This is a genomic window from Streptococcus sp. CL6.35 (assembly GCF_049737915.1).
Lineage (GTDB): Bacteria > Bacillota > Bacilli > Lactobacillales > Streptococcaceae > Streptococcus.
This window is the reverse complement of the sequence record NZ_JBKOTU010000003.1, coordinates 21,871-39,411: the sequence shown is the minus strand read 5'-3', so window position 1 is coordinate 39,411 and position 17,541 is coordinate 21,871. Positions and strand designations below refer to the sequence as shown.

The 17,541-nt window shown below is 42.2% G+C and carries 19 protein-coding genes and 1 pseudogene; 10 read left to right on the top strand and 10 right to left on the bottom strand.

Going from position 1 to position 17,541, the window contains the following annotated elements:
- Nucleotides 1-68: 68 nt before the first annotated feature.
- From yqeH to ACLNCP_RS04770, 4 genes are read right to left on the bottom strand one after another with little or no spacing between them, the layout of a single operon-like run.
- Nucleotides 69-1,175, bottom strand: coding sequence for a ribosome biogenesis GTPase YqeH (gene yqeH / locus ACLNCP_RS04785; protein WP_424844105.1), 1,107 nt, complete (start codon nt 1,173-1,175; stop codon nt 69-71).
- Nucleotides 1,176-1,177: 2 nt separating this feature from the next.
- The gene (locus tag ACLNCP_RS04780) at nt 1,178-1,705 is read right to left on the bottom strand and encodes a YqeG family HAD IIIA-type phosphatase (RefSeq protein WP_424844104.1); all 528 of its coding nucleotides are present in this window, start codon (nt 1,703-1,705) and stop codon (nt 1,178-1,180) included.
- Nucleotides 1,706-1,721: 16 nt separating this feature from the next.
- Entirely contained in the window at nt 1,722-2,627 is a 906-nt protein-coding gene (locus ACLNCP_RS04775; RefSeq protein WP_261011918.1) for a magnesium transporter CorA family protein, read from the bottom strand.
- Nucleotides 2,628-2,684: 57 nt separating this feature from the next.
- On the bottom strand, nt 2,685-3,245 hold the full coding sequence (locus ACLNCP_RS04770; RefSeq protein WP_024057615.1) for a mechanosensitive ion channel family protein: 561 nt from the start codon (nt 3,243-3,245) through the stop codon (nt 2,685-2,687).
- A gap of 151 nt (nt 3,246-3,396) precedes the next feature.
- On the opposite strand from ACLNCP_RS04770, the gene sstT reads away from it, so the two are divergent.
- Together sstT and ACLNCP_RS04760 are read left to right on the top strand one after the other, a co-directional pair.
- Entirely contained in the window at nt 3,397-4,602 is a 1,206-nt protein-coding gene (gene sstT / locus ACLNCP_RS04765) for a serine/threonine transporter SstT (protein WP_269793242.1), read from the top strand.
- 67 nt (nt 4,603-4,669) lie between these two features.
- The gene (locus ACLNCP_RS04760; RefSeq protein ID WP_033686484.1) at nt 4,670-5,623 is read left to right on the top strand and encodes an aromatic acid exporter family protein; all 954 of its coding nucleotides are present in this window, start codon (nt 4,670-4,672) and stop codon (nt 5,621-5,623) included.
- A 545-nt stretch (nt 5,624-6,168) separates the two neighbouring features.
- Here ACLNCP_RS04760 and ACLNCP_RS04755 read toward each other — a convergent pair.
- A complete protein-coding gene (locus tag ACLNCP_RS04755; protein WP_049544798.1) occupies nt 6,169-7,713 on the bottom strand; it encodes a peptide chain release factor 3 in 1,545 nt (514 codons plus the stop codon).
- A gap of 213 nt (nt 7,714-7,926) precedes the next feature.
- Here ACLNCP_RS04755 and gatC point away from each other — a divergent pair, with 213 nt between their 5' ends.
- From gatC to nusB, 8 genes and pseudogenes are all read left to right on the top strand, one after another.
- Nucleotides 7,927-8,229, top strand: coding sequence for an Asp-tRNA(Asn)/Glu-tRNA(Gln) amidotransferase subunit GatC (gatC, locus tag ACLNCP_RS04750; RefSeq protein WP_094753830.1), 303 nt, complete (start codon nt 7,927-7,929; stop codon nt 8,227-8,229).
- On the top strand, nt 8,229-9,695 hold the full coding sequence (gene gatA, locus ACLNCP_RS04745) for an Asp-tRNA(Asn)/Glu-tRNA(Gln) amidotransferase subunit GatA (RefSeq protein ID WP_094753831.1): 1,467 nt from the start codon (nt 8,229-8,231) through the stop codon (nt 9,693-9,695). The genes gatC and gatA overlap by 1 nt, the downstream gene beginning before the upstream one ends.
- On the top strand, nt 9,695-11,140 hold the full coding sequence (gene gatB / locus ACLNCP_RS04740; protein ID WP_094753832.1) for an Asp-tRNA(Asn)/Glu-tRNA(Gln) amidotransferase subunit GatB: 1,446 nt from the start codon (nt 9,695-9,697) through the stop codon (nt 11,138-11,140). Before gatA ends, gatB begins: the two co-directional genes overlap by 1 nt.
- Before the next feature lie 43 nt (nt 11,141-11,183).
- Nucleotides 11,184-11,579 (top strand): hypothetical protein, encoded by a 396-nt coding sequence (locus tag ACLNCP_RS04735; RefSeq protein ID WP_084886618.1) that lies wholly within the window; start codon nt 11,184-11,186, stop codon nt 11,577-11,579.
- A 108-nt stretch (nt 11,580-11,687) separates the two neighbouring features.
- A pseudogene (locus ACLNCP_RS04730) lies at nt 11,688-11,849 on the top strand (glutamyl-tRNA amidotransferase); the annotation flags it as partial.
- A 137-nt stretch (nt 11,850-11,986) separates the two neighbouring features.
- Nucleotides 11,987-12,547 (top strand): elongation factor P, encoded by a 561-nt coding sequence (gene efp / locus ACLNCP_RS04725; RefSeq protein ID WP_000568643.1) that lies wholly within the window; start codon nt 11,987-11,989, stop codon nt 12,545-12,547.
- A gap of 21 nt (nt 12,548-12,568) precedes the next feature.
- On the top strand, nt 12,569-12,958 hold the full coding sequence (locus ACLNCP_RS04720; protein ID WP_000510573.1) for an Asp23/Gls24 family envelope stress response protein: 390 nt from the start codon (nt 12,569-12,571) through the stop codon (nt 12,956-12,958).
- Nucleotides 12,951-13,370, top strand: coding sequence for a transcription antitermination factor NusB (nusB, locus tag ACLNCP_RS04715; protein ID WP_153209155.1), 420 nt, complete (start codon nt 12,951-12,953; stop codon nt 13,368-13,370). The genes ACLNCP_RS04720 and nusB overlap by 8 nt, the downstream gene beginning before the upstream one ends.
- Nucleotides 13,371-13,422: 52 nt before the next feature.
- Here the strand turns inward: nusB and ACLNCP_RS04710 are convergent, their stop codons facing one another.
- From ACLNCP_RS04710 to accC, 5 genes are all read right to left on the bottom strand, one after another.
- Nucleotides 13,423-14,145, bottom strand: a complete 723-nt coding sequence (locus tag ACLNCP_RS04710; RefSeq protein ID WP_004234086.1) for a CPBP family intramembrane glutamic endopeptidase — start codon at nt 14,143-14,145, stop codon at nt 13,423-13,425.
- An 18-nt stretch (nt 14,146-14,163) separates the two neighbouring features.
- Nucleotides 14,164-14,373, bottom strand: coding sequence for a biofilm-regulating peptide BriC (gene briC / locus ACLNCP_RS04705; RefSeq protein WP_424844167.1), 210 nt, complete (start codon nt 14,371-14,373; stop codon nt 14,164-14,166).
- A gap of 132 nt (nt 14,374-14,505) precedes the next feature.
- A complete protein-coding gene (locus ACLNCP_RS04700) occupies nt 14,506-15,273 on the bottom strand; it encodes an acetyl-CoA carboxylase carboxyl transferase subunit alpha (RefSeq protein WP_084886616.1) in 768 nt (255 codons plus the stop codon).
- The gene (accD, locus tag ACLNCP_RS04695; RefSeq protein ID WP_424844103.1) at nt 15,270-16,136 is read right to left on the bottom strand and encodes an acetyl-CoA carboxylase, carboxyltransferase subunit beta; all 867 of its coding nucleotides are present in this window, start codon (nt 16,134-16,136) and stop codon (nt 15,270-15,272) included. The genes ACLNCP_RS04700 and accD overlap by 4 nt, the downstream gene beginning before the upstream one ends.
- 36 nt (nt 16,137-16,172) lie before the next feature.
- Entirely contained in the window at nt 16,173-17,540 is a 1,368-nt protein-coding gene (accC, locus tag ACLNCP_RS04690; protein ID WP_045612209.1) for an acetyl-CoA carboxylase biotin carboxylase subunit, read from the bottom strand.
- Nucleotide 17,541 lies beyond the last annotated feature (1 nt).

The following is a 17,541-nucleotide window of genomic DNA, read 5'->3' as shown; positions in this document are numbered from 1 at the left end:
GATTGGCAAGACACCACGGCAATAACTATCTCTTTATGAGCTCACTTTGTTCGCTCAGTGATTTCATTTTAAATAATTGCTTTTCGTGTGACGACTGCGACGCCTTCTGGTGCCCAGACTGCGACTTTGGCTGTGCCTGTTACGCGGATCCAACCTAGGCCTGAGATGACTAGGTCTGTCTTTTCCTTAATGTTAAATGCATGCTGAACTAGTTTTGGAAAATCTTCTTTTTCCTTACTATTTGGTGGTGTCAGAAGGGTTCCGACGTGCTTATCGTAGAAAGCACTAGCGCCTTCAAGCTTGGTACGATGGAGTTTCAATTCGTTGTCAAAGAAGGCTGTGAAACCTTGCTTCTCACCTGCAATAAAGTCAAAGCGTCCGAGACCACCTAGAAACAGGGTTTGTTCAGGATTGAGCTGATAGGTTTTAGGCTTGATTTCCTTTTTGGGGCTGACATACTTGAGGTTTTTAGCCGTCAAGTAGTGAGCCATCTGGTGACGGTGGATAATCCCCGGTGTATCGTAGATATAAGAACCGTCGTCAAGCGGAATCTCAATCTTGTCCAAGGTTGTCCCTGGGAAGCGCGAAGTCGTGATAACATTCTGATCACCCGTGATTTCTTGGATAATAGCATTGATAAGAGTTGATTTTCCAACGTTGGTTACACCAACCACATAGACATCACGGCCCTTACGGTAGTGTTCAATCTTGTCAATGACTTCCTTAATGGCATGTTTGTTTTGTGCCGAAGTTAGGACGACATCGACTGGACGAAGTCCTTCTTCGTGGGCACGTTCCATGAGCCACTGGCTAATCTTGCTCGGCTTAACTGACTTAGGGAGGATATCTTTTTTATTTCCAACCAAGAGGACATCATTGCCTGAGACAAAACGTGGCAATCCTGGGATAACAGAGCCATTAAAATCAAATATATCAATGACATTGACCACTAATGCATCACTGTCTCCAACCTCGTGCAAGAGCTTGAGGAAATCATCGTCCGTCAACTGGACATCTGTGATTTCATTGTAGTGGCGGAGACGAAAACAGCGTTGGCAATAGACTTCGCCAGTCTCCAAACCTTTTTCAAGTGCCGACTGAGGGGTAAATCCAAGACCAGCCTTGTCTGTCGTCTGAATGGTTGCTCCACAACCAATACAGAGAATTTCTTCCATAGTTAAATTCCTTTTTTATATGTAATCGGTCCGTACTTTTCAGTGATTTTTCGCATCACACGGCGCTCACGAGCTCGGTTAATCTGCGTTTTGATCGAGTCATGTTGGACCAAGGGTTTGACTAAAATCGAGCGAATGCCAGCACGGTGGGCTGCTCGTATATCTGTCATGAGCTGGTCACCGACCATGACCACTTCGCTTTTCTCATAGTGGAATTCCTTCATGGCACGGTCAATTCCAAATGTGAAGGGCTTCAGAGCCCAATAAATGTAATCAATTCCAAACTTCTCAACTGCACGTTGAACGCGTTTTTTGGTGTTATTTGATACCACGATGATGCGAATGCCCGCGTCCCGAAGATCATGTAGCCATTGCTTCATCTCTGGCGTCCCGTCAGGGTTGTTCCAAGCAATGAGGGTATTGTCCAAATCGACCAAAACAGCCTTGATTCCATGCACCTGCAGGCTTGGGACTGTCAGATCATAGACTGCTTCCACAGCAAAGTCTGGCATGTAGTTTTCAATCACCATTTTGGCTCCTTTTCTTTTATTTTCTAGTAATTTTCTTCAGCCATTGAGATAAGGCCACCCATAAAATCAAGCTAGTCATTAAGATATAAATCCAAGCATTTGGCTCTTCTGTAAATGGTAGAGGAACATTCATTCCGAAGAAACCTGTAATAACCGCAAGTACTGCTAGTAAGACGGAGATAATAGTCAAAATTGACAAACTATCATTCAAGTTATTGTTTAGGATGTTGTTGTAAGAAGCTGAGAGTTGTTGCAAGACTTGAGAAATCAAGTCTGTCATAGACACCAACTGATGGGCTTCAATCATTGCATCATCAAACTGCTCTCGTTCGACATCATTAAATCTCCGATAAAGAGCATGGCCCTGGATATGTTCCAAGAGGAGTCGATTTTGTTTTGCTGCTGCTGTCAAGTAAACCATACCAGTCTCCAAGTCAGAGAGGGCGAAGAGATTTTTCTTTGTTGTAGTTTGACGTAGCAAGGCACTAATTTCGTCCTTACTTTTATCCATCTCTTCAATGATAGGATAATAAGCGTTACTGATAATCTCTAAACCAGCAAAGAGAAACTTGTAAATAGAAAGCGACTCATGGCTATCCAGATAAGCTGACATCTGATCAATGACATAAGCATTCTTATGGTTGCTGATGGTAATCATTCGTTGTCTTTCGACGATAAAGGTCATGGGAATCGCTTCATAATATTCTTTGTCTTTTTCTAAATCAAGAACATTATAAATAAAGGTTACCGTCTCCGTTTCACGGTTATAATCCATATGAGCTCGTTCATTTCTATCCAGAGCATACTCAATGGTTTCCTTGTCCAATCCATAGATGTCAGAAAGATCTTCCATATTTTTAATCTTATCCACATCAAGGTCTATCCAGGTACAACCATTGCCCAACTGCTTTTCTAAAACCATCTTTTCTCCTTTATTAAACTCTTTCTATTGTACCACAAATTACTTAAAATAACAGGTCTAGTCTGTGCGTGAGAAATTGCTGACGACGGTGATATTCCGATTGGGAACGAAGTGCAGAACCTGATCTTCTCCTCTGAGTTGCGTTGTTCGAATGCCGACACTGACAACCTTGCCCGATACGGTAATAGGACCATTTGTCAAAACGACCTCATCTCCCACATCCAGTTGACGTTCAAAGAGGATGAAAAAGCCATTGATGACATCAGATAGAAAGCCTTGGGCTCCCATCCCAATAGCCACCCCAGCAATCCCAGCCCCTGCCAGCAAACTAGAAACTGGCAAACCTAAAATCGACAAAATGCAGTAAAGCAAAAAGAAATAAAGGGTATAATTAAACACATTTTCTAACAGACGTGAGATGGTTTTCTGACGCCCGATATCATGACGAGACATTTTTAGAGAAGGTTTGACAATTCTCTGCACCATGGTATGGAGCAATTTCTTAGCTATATAAAAGAGTAAAAATAAGAATAACAGAGAAATTAACTTGGTTAAGATATTTTCAATAATCGTTGTTATATCAAGCTTATTGAGGTAGGTTTGAATAAATTCTTTCATAGAAAACTCCTTTCATTTATTATACCATACTTTTACAAGTGATGAATCTCCATAAATATTCAAAAATAATAGCCAAAATAGACAGAAAATTCTTGATTTTAGCTCATATTTATACTATAATCATAAACATTACACAACAAAGGAGATTGTTATGAAAAAATTCATTCATGCTTGGAATAAGGCGAGTCTAATCAAACGAATTTTGATTGGCATGCTTATTGGAGGAACCCTAGGGCTGACACTTCCTAACATTTCAGGAATTGGTTTACTTGGAGATCTCTTTGTTGGTGGCCTCAAAGCCATCGCACCTATTCTAGTCTTTGCCCTCGTTGCCAATGCCCTTTCCCAACATCAAAAGGGGCAAGATAGCAACATGAAAACGGTTATCTTCCTTTACTTGGTAGGAACCTTTGCAGCAGCACTTGTTGCTGTCCTAGCAAGCTTCATTGTCCCTGTTGAGATTACCTTAAATAGTGCCAATACAGAAATCGCACCACCAGATGGGATTGGACAAGTCCTCAGCAACCTCTTGCTCAAACTAGTTGACAATCCAGTCAATGCCCTTGTCACAGCCAACTACATCGGTATCCTATCTTGGGCAGTTGTTTTCGGTATTGCTATGAGAGAAGCCAGCAAAAATAGTAAAGAATTGCTAAAAACCATGGCTGATGTGACTTCTAAGATTGTCGAATGGATCATTAACCTAGCTCCATTTGGGATCTTAGGACTTGTCTTCAAAACCATCTCTGATAAGGGAATCGGAAGCCTAGCTAACTATGGAATCTTGCTTGCCCTCTTGGTGACAACTATGTTCTTTGTGGCTCTGGTAGTCAATCCACTAATTGCCTTCCTCTTTATGAAGAGAAATCCTTATCCCCTCGTTTGGAAATGTTTGCGTGTCAGCGGTGTGACAGCCTTCTTCACTCGTAGTTCTGCGGCTAACATCCCTGTCAACATGAAACTTTGTCACGACCTTGGACTAGATCCAGATACCTATTCGGTTTCTATCCCACTCGGCTCTACTATCAACATGGCCGGGGCAGCGATTACTATTAACGTTTTAACCCTTGCTGCAGTAAATACTTTGGGAATCCCTGTTGACTTTGCAACAGCCTTTGTCCTCAGTGTAGTAGCAGCTATCTCAGCCTGTGGCGCTTCTGGTATTGCGGGCGGTTCCCTCCTTCTTATCCCAGTTGCTTGTAGCCTTTTCGGTATTTCTAACGATATTGCCATGCAAGTTGTTGGGGTTGGATTTGTGATTGGGGTCATCCAAGATTCATGTGAAACAGCTCTCAACTCTTCAACAGATGTCCTCTTTACTGCCGTTGCCGAATACGCGGCAGTCCGTAAAAAATAACTCATAAAGGCAAGCCTGCTCAGGTCTTGTCTTTTCCGCTTTTATTCTAACTTACTAGGAAATTCTTATGTCTATTAGCCAACGTACGACCAAGCTCATCTTAGCTACCTGTCTTGCCTGCCTTCTTGCTTATTTTCTCAATCTCTCCTCAGCTGTCTCGGCTGGAATCATCGCCCTCTTGAGCCTATCCGATACTCGTAGAAGTACCTTAAAACTGGCCCGCAATCGACTCTTTTCCATGCTTCTAGCTCTAGCTATCGGTGTTTTGGCTTTTCACTTGAGCGGATTTCATATCTGGAGCCTTGGCCTCTATCTAGCCCTCTATGTGCCTCTAGCCTACAAGATGGGCTGGGAAATTGGCATCACACCAAGTAGCGTGTTGGTTAGCCATCTCTTGGTGCAAGAGTCAACCTCTCCAGAACTCCTAGTCAACGAATTCCTTCTCTTTGCTATCGGTACTGGATTTGCCTTGCTTGTTAATCTCTACATGCCTTCACGAGAAGAGGACATCCAGCATTACCACACATTAGTAGAAGAAAAGTTAAAAGATATCCTCCAGCGCTTCAAATATTATTTATCCAGAGGGGATGGACGCAACCGAGCACAACTGGTTGAAGAATTAGACACCCTTTTGGAAGAAGCCCTCAGACTGGTCTATTTGGATCACTCTGACCACCTCTTTCACCAGACCGATTACCATATTCACTATTTTGAGATGAGACAGCGACAAAGTCGCATCCTGCGAAACATGGCCCAGCAAATCAACACCTGTCACCTAGCTGCCAGTGAGAGCCTGATTTTGGCCCAACTCTTTTCAAAAATTGCAGGTCAACTGAGCCAGACCAATCCTGCTTCTGATTTGCTAGATGAAATTGAACGTTATCTGGAAGTCTTTCGGAACCGCAGTCTACCCAAGACAAGAGAAGAATTTGAAACCCGTGCCACACTTCTTCAACTCCTACGTGAAGCAAAAACCTTCATCCAAGTAAAAGTTGATTTTTACCAAAAATATGGACAGTAAAAAAGAAAACTTCAGACCAATCACAAAAGGTGAATATCTGAAGTTTTCTTTTATTTGTAAGTTATTACCATAAAGGTTAATAGTAAAATGAATAAGGTCTAATATTCAACATCTTTTTATAGAGGGCTAAGGTAAAACCCTACATACTTTGCTGTCTTATTATCCACGACACTAAGTTTTACAAATCAATTTCATTTACCAAACATAGTTAGTAAGACAGTTATCTAGGCCACTTTCTACCCGTTACAACGGAAAAGCCCACGAATCGATATTATTCATAAAACTTTACTAGTGGAGCGCCTAGCCAAGTTCCATAGAAACTTGGCGTTAGTTACTTAGATTGTTACACAATCAAATAAATTTACTGAACTACAACACGGAGTTTTACAAATCGATTCCATTTATAAAACTCAGTTAGTGAGGCAGTTAGAAAAATTGAACACGCCCTAAAAGCGTCGAGAAAAAGATAAAATCTTCTAGAAACTACGTTTCTTCGGCGATTTTCCTATTTTCTTCTCGCTTTTTTAACGGGCTTTGTATCTTCATCACATCTTTTCTTCCAACTCTACATCTGGATACTTGTCCGCAAACCAGCGTAGGGCAAAGTCATTTTCAAAGAGGAAGACTGGTTGGTCGAAACGGTCTTTGGCCAAGATATTTCGGCTTGAGGACATCCGTTCATCCAAGTCCTCAGGCTTGATCCAACGAACGGTCTTTTTACCCATTGGACTCATGACAACTTCAGCATTGTACTCGCCTTCCATGCGGTATTTAAAGACTTCAAACTGGAGTTGACCTACAGCGCCTAGCATATACTCGCCTGTTTGGTAATTCTTATAAAGCTGAATGGCTCCTTCTTGCACCAATTGCTCAATCCCCTTGTGGAAGGATTTTTGCTTCATGACATTCTTGGCAGAAACTTTCATGAAAATTTCAGGAGTGAAGGTTGGCAGTGGTTCAAACTCAAACTTGTTTTTTCCAACTGTCAAAGTGTCCCCAACCTGATAAGTACCTGTATCGTAAACCCCGATAATATCACCTGCTACAGCATTGGTCACATTCTCACGACTTTCCGCCATAAACTGGGTAACATTAGACAGTTTAGCACCTTTACCAGTACGAGGTAGATTGACACTCATACCACGTTCAAATTCACCTGATACGATACGGACAAAGGCGATGCGGTCACGGTGACGAGGGTCCATGTTGGCTTGGATCTTAAAGACAAATCCTGAGAAATCCTTGTCATAAGGATCCACAATTTCGCCATCTGTTTTCTTGTGTCCATGTGGTTCTGGAGCAAACTTAAGGAAAGTCTCAAGGAAGGTCTGCACACCAAAGTTTGTCAAAGCTGAACCGAAGAAGACTGGCGTCAATTCTCCAGCAAGGATAGCTTCCTCTGAAAACTCATTCCCAGCTTCATTTAAAAGTTCAATGTCATCTTTGACTTGCTCGTAGAAAGGATTGCTGCCAAAAAGCTTGTCCCCATCTTCAAGACTAGCAAAACGTTCATCCCCTTTATAGAGCTCCAGGCGTTGGTTATAGAGGTCATAGAGTCCCTCAAAGGCTTTCCCCATCCCGATTGGCCAGTTCATCGGGTAACTCGCAATACCCAAGACTTCTTCCAATTCTTGCAAGAGGTCCAGTGGCTCACGACCATCACGGTCCAGCTTATTCATAAAGGTAAAGACCGGAATGCCACGGTGTTTGACAACCTCAAATAATTTCTTGGTTTGGGCCTCGATACCCTTGGCAGAGTCCACGACCATGACCGCAGCATCCACCGCCATCAAGGTACGATAGGTGTCTTCTGAAAAATCCTCGTGCCCTGGCGTGTCGAGGATATTCACGCGTTTTCCATCGTAGTCAAATTGCATCACAGATGAAGTAACCGAAATCCCACGCTGTTTCTCGATATCCATCCAGTCAGACTTGGCAAAAGTCCCTGTTTTCTTTCCTTTTACGGTACCAGCCTCACGAATCTCACCACCAAAGTAAAGCAACTGCTCCGTAATGGTAGTTTTACCCGCGTCCGGGTGGGAGATGATGGCAAAGGTACGACGTTTCTTAATTTCTTCTTGAATATTCATAAGTTCTCTTTCGTTGATTCTCTATTTTTAGTTGGTTCAATAGCTAAGAATGATTTCTACATTGGATTTTACCATTCCTTTCAACACTCCATTATATCGGATTTTAGCATTTTTTTCAATTTCTATTTCTTTTTACTTATCCCTCCCTTATTTATAGGAAAATATGGTAAAATAGAACAGACTAAAAATCATCATTTCACGAAAGGATGCAAGATGAAAATTACGCAAGAAGAGGTAACACACGTTGCCAATCTTTCAAAATTAAGATTCTCTGAAGAAGACACTGCTGCCTTTGCGACTACCTTGTCTAAGATTGTTGACATGGTTGAATTGCTGGGCGAAGTCGACACTACTGGTGTCGCACCTACTACGACCATGGCTGACCGCAAGACTGTACTCCGCCCTGATGTGGCCGAAGAAGGAACAGACCGCGACCGCTTGTTTAAAAACGTACCTGAAAAAGACAACTACTATATCAAGGTACCAGCTATCCTAGACGATGGAGGAGATGCCTAATGACTTTTAACAATAAAACCATTGAAGACTTGCACAATCTCCTTGTTTCTAAGGAAATTTCTGCAACTGAATTGACCCAAGCAACGCTTGAAGATATCCAATCTCGCGAGACAGCTATCAACGCTTTCGTCACAATCGCTGAAGAGCAAGCTCTTGCTCAAGCCAAAGCTATTGATGAAGCTGGAATTGACGCTGATAATGTCCTTTCAGGAATTCCACTTGCAGTTAAAGACAATATCTCTACTGATGGTATTCTCACAACTGCTGCTTCAAAAATGCTCTACAACTATGAGCCTATCTTTGATGCGACAGCCGTTGCCAAGGCAAAAGCGAAAGGCATGATTGTCGTAGGGAAAACCAACATGGACGAGTTTGCCATGGGTGGATCAGGTGAGACTTCTTACTACGGTGCCACTAAAAATGCTTGGGACCACAGCAAGGTCCCTGGTGGATCATCAAGTGGTTCTGCTGCAGCTGTAGCCTCAGGACAAGTCCGCTTGTCACTTGGTTCTGATACTGGTGGATCTATCCGCCAACCTGCTGCCTTCAATGGGATCGTCGGTCTCAAACCAACCTACGGAACAGTTTCACGTTTCGGTCTCATTGCCTTTGGTAGTTCATTAGACCAGATTGGACCTTTCGCTCCGACTGTTAAGGAAAATGCCTTCTTGCTCAATGCTATTGCAAGCGAAGATGCCAAAGACTCTACTTCTGCTCCTGTCCGCATTGCCGACTTTACTTCAAAAATCGGTCAAGACATCAAGGGCATGAAAATTGCTTTACCTAAAGAATATCTTGGCGAAGGAATTGACCCAGAGGTTAAGGAAACCATTCTGAACGCAGCCAAACACTTTGAAAAACTTGGTGCTATTGTTGAAGAAGTGAGCCTACCTCACTCAAAATACGGTGTTGCCGTTTACTACATCATCGCTTCATCAGAAGCTTCATCAAACTTGCAACGCTTTGACGGTATCCGTTACGGCTATCGTGCAGAGGATGCGACAAACCTTGATGAAATCTATGTAAACAGCCGTAGCCAAGGTTTCGGTGAAGAGGTGAAACGCCGTATCATGCTGGGTACTTTCAGCCTTTCATCAGGTTACTATGACGCCTACTATAAGAAAGCTGGTCAGGTTCGTACACTCATCATTCAAGATTTCGAAAAAGTCTTTGCGGATTATGACTTGATTTTGGGACCAACTGCTCCTAGTGTTGCTTATGACTTGGACTCACTCAACCATGACCCAGTTGCCATGTACTTGGCTGACCTTTTGACCATCCCAGTCAACTTGGCAGGTCTTCCAGGGATTTCGATTCCTGCTGGATTCTCTCAAGGTCTACCTGTTGGTCTGCAATTGATTGGTCCTAAGTACTCTGAGGAAACCATTTACCAAGCTGCTGCTGCTTTTGAGGCAACAACAGACTACCACAAACAACAACCCGTGATTTTTGGAGGTGATAACTAATGAACTTTGAAACAGTCATCGGACTTGAAGTCCACGTAGAGCTCAACACCAATTCAAAAATCTTCTCACCTACTTCTGCCCACTTCGGAAATGACCAAAATGCCAACACTAACGTGATTGACTGGTCTTTCCCAGGAGTTCTGCCAGTTCTCAATAAAGGTGTTGTTGATGCCGGTATCAAAGCTGCTCTTGCCCTCAATATGGACATCCACAAAAAGATGCACTTTGACCGCAAGAATTACTTCTATCCTGATAATCCCAAAGCCTACCAAATTTCTCAGTTTGATGAACCAATTGGTTACAATGGATGGATTGAAGTCGAGCTAGAAGACGGTACGACTAAGAAAATCGGTATCGAACGTGCCCACCTAGAGGAAGACGCTGGTAAAAACACCCACGGTACAGATGGCTACTCTTACGTTGACCTCAACCGCCAAGGGGTGCCATTAATTGAGATTGTATCTGAAGCTGACATGCGTTCTCCTGAAGAAGCCTATGCTTATCTAACAGCCCTCAAGGAAGTTATCCAGTACGCTGGTATTTCTGACGTTAAGATGGAAGAAGGTTCTATGCGTGTGGATGCCAATATCTCTCTTCGTCCGTATGGTCAAGAAAAATTCGGCACCAAGACTGAGTTGAAGAACCTCAACTCCTTCTCAAATGTTCGCAAAGGTCTTGAATACGAAGTTCAACGTCAAGCTGAAATCCTTCGCTCAGGTGGTCAAATCCGCCAAGAAACACGTCGTTACGATGAGGCTAACAAAGCAACTATCCTCATGCGTGTCAAGGAAGGCGCTGCTGACTACCGCTACTTCCCAGAACCAGACCTACCTCTCTTTGAAATCTCAGACGAGTGGATTGAGGAAATGCGGACTGAGTTACCAGAGTTTCCAAAAGAACGCCGTGCGCGCTACGTCTCTGACCTCGGCTTGTCAGACTATGATGCCAGCCAGTTGACCGCAAACAAAGTCACTTCTGACTTCTTTGAAAAAGCTGTTGCCCTTGGTGGCGATGCTAAGCAAGTCTCAAACTGGCTCCAAGGAGAAGTTGCTCAGTTCTTGAACGCTGAAGGTAAGACACTGGAACAAATCGAATTGACACCAGAAAACTTGGTTGAAATGATTGCCATCATCGAAGACGGCACTATCTCGTCTAAGATTGCCAAGAAAGTCTTTGTCCACCTAGCTAAAAATGGTGGTGGCGCGCGTGAATACGTGGAAAAAGCGGGTATGGTTCAAATCTCCGATCCAGCTGTCCTGATTCCAATTATCCACCAAGTCTTTGCGGATAATGAAGCAGCCGTTGCCGACTTCAAGTCAGGCAAACGTAACTCAGATAAGGCTTTCACAGGCTTCCTCATGAAAGCAACCAAAGGCCAAGCCAACCCACAAGTCGCCCTTAAACTTCTTGCACAGGAATTGGCCAAGTTGAAAGAAGATGAATAGCAGACTTTTTATATACCTTTTTCTATTTTAGAAAGAAGAAAAAATGAACAAATTTTTACGATTGCTATTTGTTTTAGTCATCATTGCTATGCTAGGCGCTTCTATACTACAAATTTTCTTTCCATCATACATGGGAAGTCACTCCGGATACGGAATCTCTGCTGGTTGGCAACGAGAAATTGGAATATGGAACCTAGCTGTATTGATTCTTATTCTCGGTGTCAATATTAAGTACGATTGGTTCTATCTACGAATCGTGCTTCTCGCTCTCATCTTCGGTGGGATTGGAATAGGAACAAATCACTTAGTCAATTTTATGGAGTATCATTCTCCTGTAAATGCTATCGGTGCTTTCGAAAATTACTTGCTAGTGACGGGGTGGATTGTTGGGTGGCTCATTGAACACCATTCCATAAAAAAGATAACTGCTAGTAAATAACGACAAGTATATCTTAGATGATTTTTAAAGGTTATAATATAGTTTAATAATCATTCAAATTAAGAGATCTACCTTTTCAATAGCCTCAATCCCATATCCTTCTTGAAGAGCTCAGCTACGACCAAGAAAGTCTTTGTCCACCTGGCTAAAAATGGCGGTGGCGCGCATGAATACGTTGAAAAAGCAGGTATGGTCCAAATTTCATATCCAGCTGTCTTGATTCCAATTATCCACCAAGTCTTTGCCCAGGAATTAGCGAAGTTGAAAGAAGATTAACACGTAAAAGAAACCAGCCCTGAGGTTGGTTTTTTTCGCTCCTACCAAATCCCATTAACTATTTTGGCTTTATTTCCAGAAGATTTTATGGTAAAATGAAGAGTAATAATATTTATTAAAGAGGTAAAAACATGATTGAAGCAAGCAAATTGAAAGCTGGTATGACATTTGAAACTGCAGACGGAAAATTGATCCGCGTTTTGGAAGCTAGCCACCACAAACCAGGTAAAGGGAACACGATCATGCGTATGAAATTACGTGATGTCCGTACTGGTTCTACATTTGATACAAGCTACCGTCCAGAAGAAAAATTCGAACAAGCTATTATCGAAACTGTTCCAGCTCAATACTTGTATAAAATGGATGAAACTGCCTACTTCATGAACACTGAAACTTACGACCAATACGAAATCCCAGTCGTAAACGTTGAAAATGAATTGCTTTACATCCTTGAAAACTCTGATGTGAAAATCCAATTCTACGGAACTGAAGTAATCGGTGTAACTGTACCAACTACTGTTGAATTGACAGTCGCTGAAACACAACCATCTATCAAAGGTGCTACTGTTACAGGTTCTGGTAAACCAGCAACTATGGAAACTGGACTTGTTGTCAACGTTCCAGACTTCATCGAAGCTGGACAAAAATTGATCATCAACACTGCAGAAGGAACTTACGTTTCTCGTGCCTAATCTCTAGAAAGAGGTCATTCTATGGGAATTGAAGAACAATTTGGCGAAATCGTTATCGCTCCACGTGTACTTGAAAAAATCATTGCCATCGCAACTGCTAAAGTTGATGGTGTCCACTCATTTTCAAATAAATCCGTATCCGATACCCTATCAAAACTCTCTCTTGGTCGCGGCGTCTACTTAAAAGAAAACAATGAAGAGCTAACTGCTGACATCTATCTCTACCTTGAGTACGGTGTAAAAGTACCAAAAGTGGCTCTTGCTATTCAAAAAGCAGTAAAAGATGCTGTCCGAGATATGGCTGATGTGGAACTTGCTGCTGTTAACATCCATGTTGCAGGAATCGTTCCAGATAAAACACCAAAACCTGAGTTGAAAGATCTATTTAACGAGGACTTCCTCAATGACTAGTCCATTATTAGAATCTAGACGTGAACTTCGTAAATGCGCTTTTCAAGCTCTTATGAGCCTTGAATTCGGCACAGATATGGAAACAGCTTGTCGCTTTGCTTACACGCATGACCGTGAAGATGCAGATGTGCAAATCCCTGCCTTTCTTCTAAACTTGGTTTCTGGCGTTCAAGCTCAAAAAGACGAGTTGGATAAACAAATCAACCAGCACCTCAAGTCAGGATGGACAGTTGAACGCTTGACCTTGGTCGAAAAAAACTTACTACGCTTAGGAATCTTTGAAATCACATCATTTGATACACCTCAACTAGTAGCAGTCAATGAAGCCATTGAACTTGCCAAGAATTTTTCAGATCAAAAATCAGCCCGCTTTATCAACGGACTGCTTAGTCAATTTGTAACTGAAGAATAGTAAATAGAAAAAGTGTTTGACAGACATCAAACACTTTTTTCATTGCCTCCCATTATCTTAAAAAGTGGTAATAGACATAATTATAAACAAAAATCCAGAGGGGGGTTGCATGGTTGAGAAAGTTAAAAAAACTATGGCAGAGAATCGTTAATCTAAGATTATCGGTAGAACGATAAACAAGGGCGAAAAAGAGACCAATCACACTATAATATAATAAACTAATCGGGTCTCGATGAGATAGTATCAAATGACTGAGTCCAAAGATCAGGCCTGATAGGATGACATCTAAATAATACTTTGACTTAGGAAAGAAGGTATTCATAAAATACCCTCTATCAAGAGTCTCCTCAAAAATAGGACCGATGATTACAGGCAGGACAAAAGATAAGATAGTCGATAAAAACGTTGGTTGTCCATTTGAAAGAACAACGGTAAAATACTCATCATGAATATTCCTATGATTAATCAAATGAGCATAGCGTGCCCAAAAATTACCGAGAATCTGATAAACCACATAACCTGAAAATAAGTAAAAGACAAATGACCAGTTCCATCTCTTTTCCTCAAAGATAAAGAGCATCTCTTTCTTTTTTAACCACCAAATTAATAGAAGGAAACTTCCTACTAATCCCATTGTTAAAATAAGAGAATAGACATCAGCGCCTAACCCTAAAATTATCGTCACATACAATCCAATTGTTTGTGGTAAATAGGTAGATAGTAAAATAATAAGCAAAAATATGCCAAATTGTCTTAGTTTCTCTATGTTTCTCATCATACTTTTTTTGAAAGATTATCCTGCTCGGAGGCCATACTTCCAAGCATCCCTATAAGAATTAAGCGCCCCTTGCCCCATATAAGGAGCAAAGTCTCTATAATATAACCATCTTCCCTCACCATCTTCCCAAACAGCAAAACCACCTGAAGTTTCCTCTAAGTTCTCAGATGAAAGAACTGTAAATGTATCTGTACCTGTCCTATCAAGTACCTCCTTAAAATAAATTTTTGTAAGCTTACATCTACAGTATACATCTTTTTTATCTATTTTATAGTCCATCTCCTCAACTGTCAATTTTTCGGTCTGAACTGCATTTTTCTAAAAAAATGAGACCTTTCTAGCCTCATTTAGTCATTTTTAGTATTTTCTAAATCGTTGGTAACGTTCTTCCAACAACTCCTCGAACGTTTTTTGTGACAGTAAAGCTAGTTCCGTTTGGAGTTCTTTTTTGACACTCTTAATCAGTTCTTTACTAGAAAGTCCTGCTTCAGAAATCACCTTGTCCACCACGTCCATTTCTAACAGTTCATGCGAAGTGATTTTCATCAGTTCTGCCGCTTCCATGGCACGACTGCCATCTTTCCATAAAATGGAAGCAAAACCTTCTGGACTGAGAATGGCATAGATAGAATTTTCCAGCATCCAAACACGGTCTGCGACTGCTAGAGCCAGAGCTCCACCTGAACCACCTTCACCTATAATGATGGCGATAATCGGAACTTTCAGGTCACTCATTTCCATGAGATTGCGAGCAATAGCTTCTCCCTGTCCACGTTCTTCCGCTCCCACACCAGGATAGGCACCTGCAGTATTGATAAAGGTCACAACTGGACGGCCAAATTTTTCAGCTTGTTTCATCAACCGTAGGGCCTTGCGATAGCCTTCTGGATGTGGTTGTCCAAAATTCCGTTTGAGGTTGTCTTGCAAGCTCTTGCCTTTTTGGATACCAACTACTGTTACAGCTTGTTCCCCAAGCCAGCCAATACCACCAACAACTGCACCATCATCACGAAAAGAACGGTCACCGTGTAATTGGATAAATTCATCAAAAATGCCTGTCGCAAAGTCCAAGGTTGTCAAGCGACTCTGCTCACGCGCTTCTCTGACTATTTTTGCAATATTCATCTAGGACCACCTCCATGCAATCTGACTAGGCTAGCAATCGTATCTGGCAAGTCTCTTCTTTTGACAATAGCATCCACAAAGCCATGTTCCAATAGGAATTCTGCCTTTTGGAAATCCTCAGGCAAGCTTTCACGAACCGTATTTTCAATGACACGGCGCCCAGCAAAACCGACCAAACTCTGTGGTTCAGCCAGAATGATATCGCCTTCCATAGCGAAAGAAGCTGTCACACCACCTGTCGTTGGATCTGTCAAAATGGTCAGATAAAAGAGACCAGCATTTGAATGCCGTTTAACTGCTGCAGAGATCTTGGCCATCTGCATGAGACTCATGATTCCTTCCTGCATACGGGCCCCACCAGAGGCTGTGAAGAGAACAACTGGTAATTGTTCAACCGTCGCATACTCAAACAAACGAGTGATTTTTTCCCCTACAACCGTACCCATAGAAGCCATGATAAAGTTGGAATCCATAATCCCAAGAGCCACAGTCTGACCTTTTATAAGAGCTGTTCCTGTCACAACGGCTTCATCCAGACCTGTTTTTTCACGCATAGTTGCTAGTTTCTTTTGATAACCAGGGAAATGCAAGGGATCCTTGCTCTCAATCCCTGTAAACAATTCCTTGAAGGTTCCCATATCAATCGTCAAAGCCAAGCGTTCTTGGGCAGAAATACGAAAGGTATAGCTACAATGTGGACAGATACGCTCACTTCCCAGATCCTTCTGATAGATGGTATGCTTACAGCCTGGACACTGGGAGAATAATTCATCTGGAACCTCTGGCTTAGCTTGAGGTTTTTCCCTAACCAAACGATTGGGATTGATTCGAATATACTTATCTTTTTTACTAAATAGAGCCATTGATTCCCCTTTTCGGTTTAAACTCTTGAAGTCATTTTATTCTTTTTCTTGATATTTAGGTAAGAAGGTTTCCATCAAGAAGGAAGTATCGTAATCTCCAGCAATGACATTGCGATCTGAAATGAGGTCAAGCTGGAAATCTGCATTGGTCTGCACCCCTTCTATCTCTAATTCATAGAGGGCACGTTGCATTTTCATCAAGGCGTCAAAACGATTTTCGCCGTGTACGATGATTTTGGCAATCATACTATCATAATAAGGTGGAATGGTATATCCTGGATAAACTGCTGAATCCACGCGCAAGCCAACTCCACCACTTGGCAGATGGAGATTAGTAATCTTACCTGGACTTGGAGCAAAGTTAAAGGCTGGATTTTCTGCATTGATACGACACTCGATGGCATGACCGCGTAGGACAATATCTTCTTGCTTAACAGACAGGGGCTGACCTGCCGCAATGCGAATCTGTTCCTTAACGATATCCACACCTGAAACAAACTCTGTTACTGGATGCTCTACCTGAACACGTGTATTCATTTCCATGAAATAGAAATTGCCACTTGCTTCATCAAGCAGAAACTCAATGGTCCCTGCATTCTCATAGCCAACAGACTCTGCAGCTCGAACAGCAGCCGCACCGATTTCATGACGCAACGTTTTTCCGATTGCAATTGAAGGGCTTTCTTCCAAAACCTTTTGATTATTCCGTTGAAGAGAACAATCCCGTTCCCCCAAGTGAATCACATTCCCATGTTCATCTCCTAGGATTTGAACCTCGATGTGACGTGCTGGATAGATAACCCGTTCTATGTACATAGCACCATTGCCATAATTGGCCTTGGCCTCACTAGAGGCAGTTTCAAAGGCTGAAACGAGGTCTTCTGGTTTTTCAACCTTACGAATCCCTTTACCACCTCCACCTGCTGAAGCCTTGAGCATAACAGGATAGCCAATTTTTTCAGCAACAATCAAAGCTTCTTCAGAGTTATGCACTTCTCCATCCGAACCTGGAATGACAGGCACACCAGCTTTAATCATCTGAGCACGCGCATTGATCTTATCCCCCATCATATCCATAACATGACCAGATGGACCGATAAACTTGATACCAACTTCTTCACACATGGTTGCAAATTTGGAATTTTCACTGAGAAATCCAAAACCTGGGTGAATGGCTTCTGCCTCAGTCAAGACTGCAGCTGATAGAACCGCATTGATATTGAGATAAGACTCTGTTGCCTTGCCAGGGCCGATACAAACTGCTTCATCTGCCAAAAGCGTATGAAGGGCTTCCTTATCAGCAGTTGAATAAACCGCCACCGTTGCGATTCCCAACTCACGCGCCGCACGGATAATACGAACCGCAATTTCACCACGATTGGCAATTAAAATTTTTCGAAACATG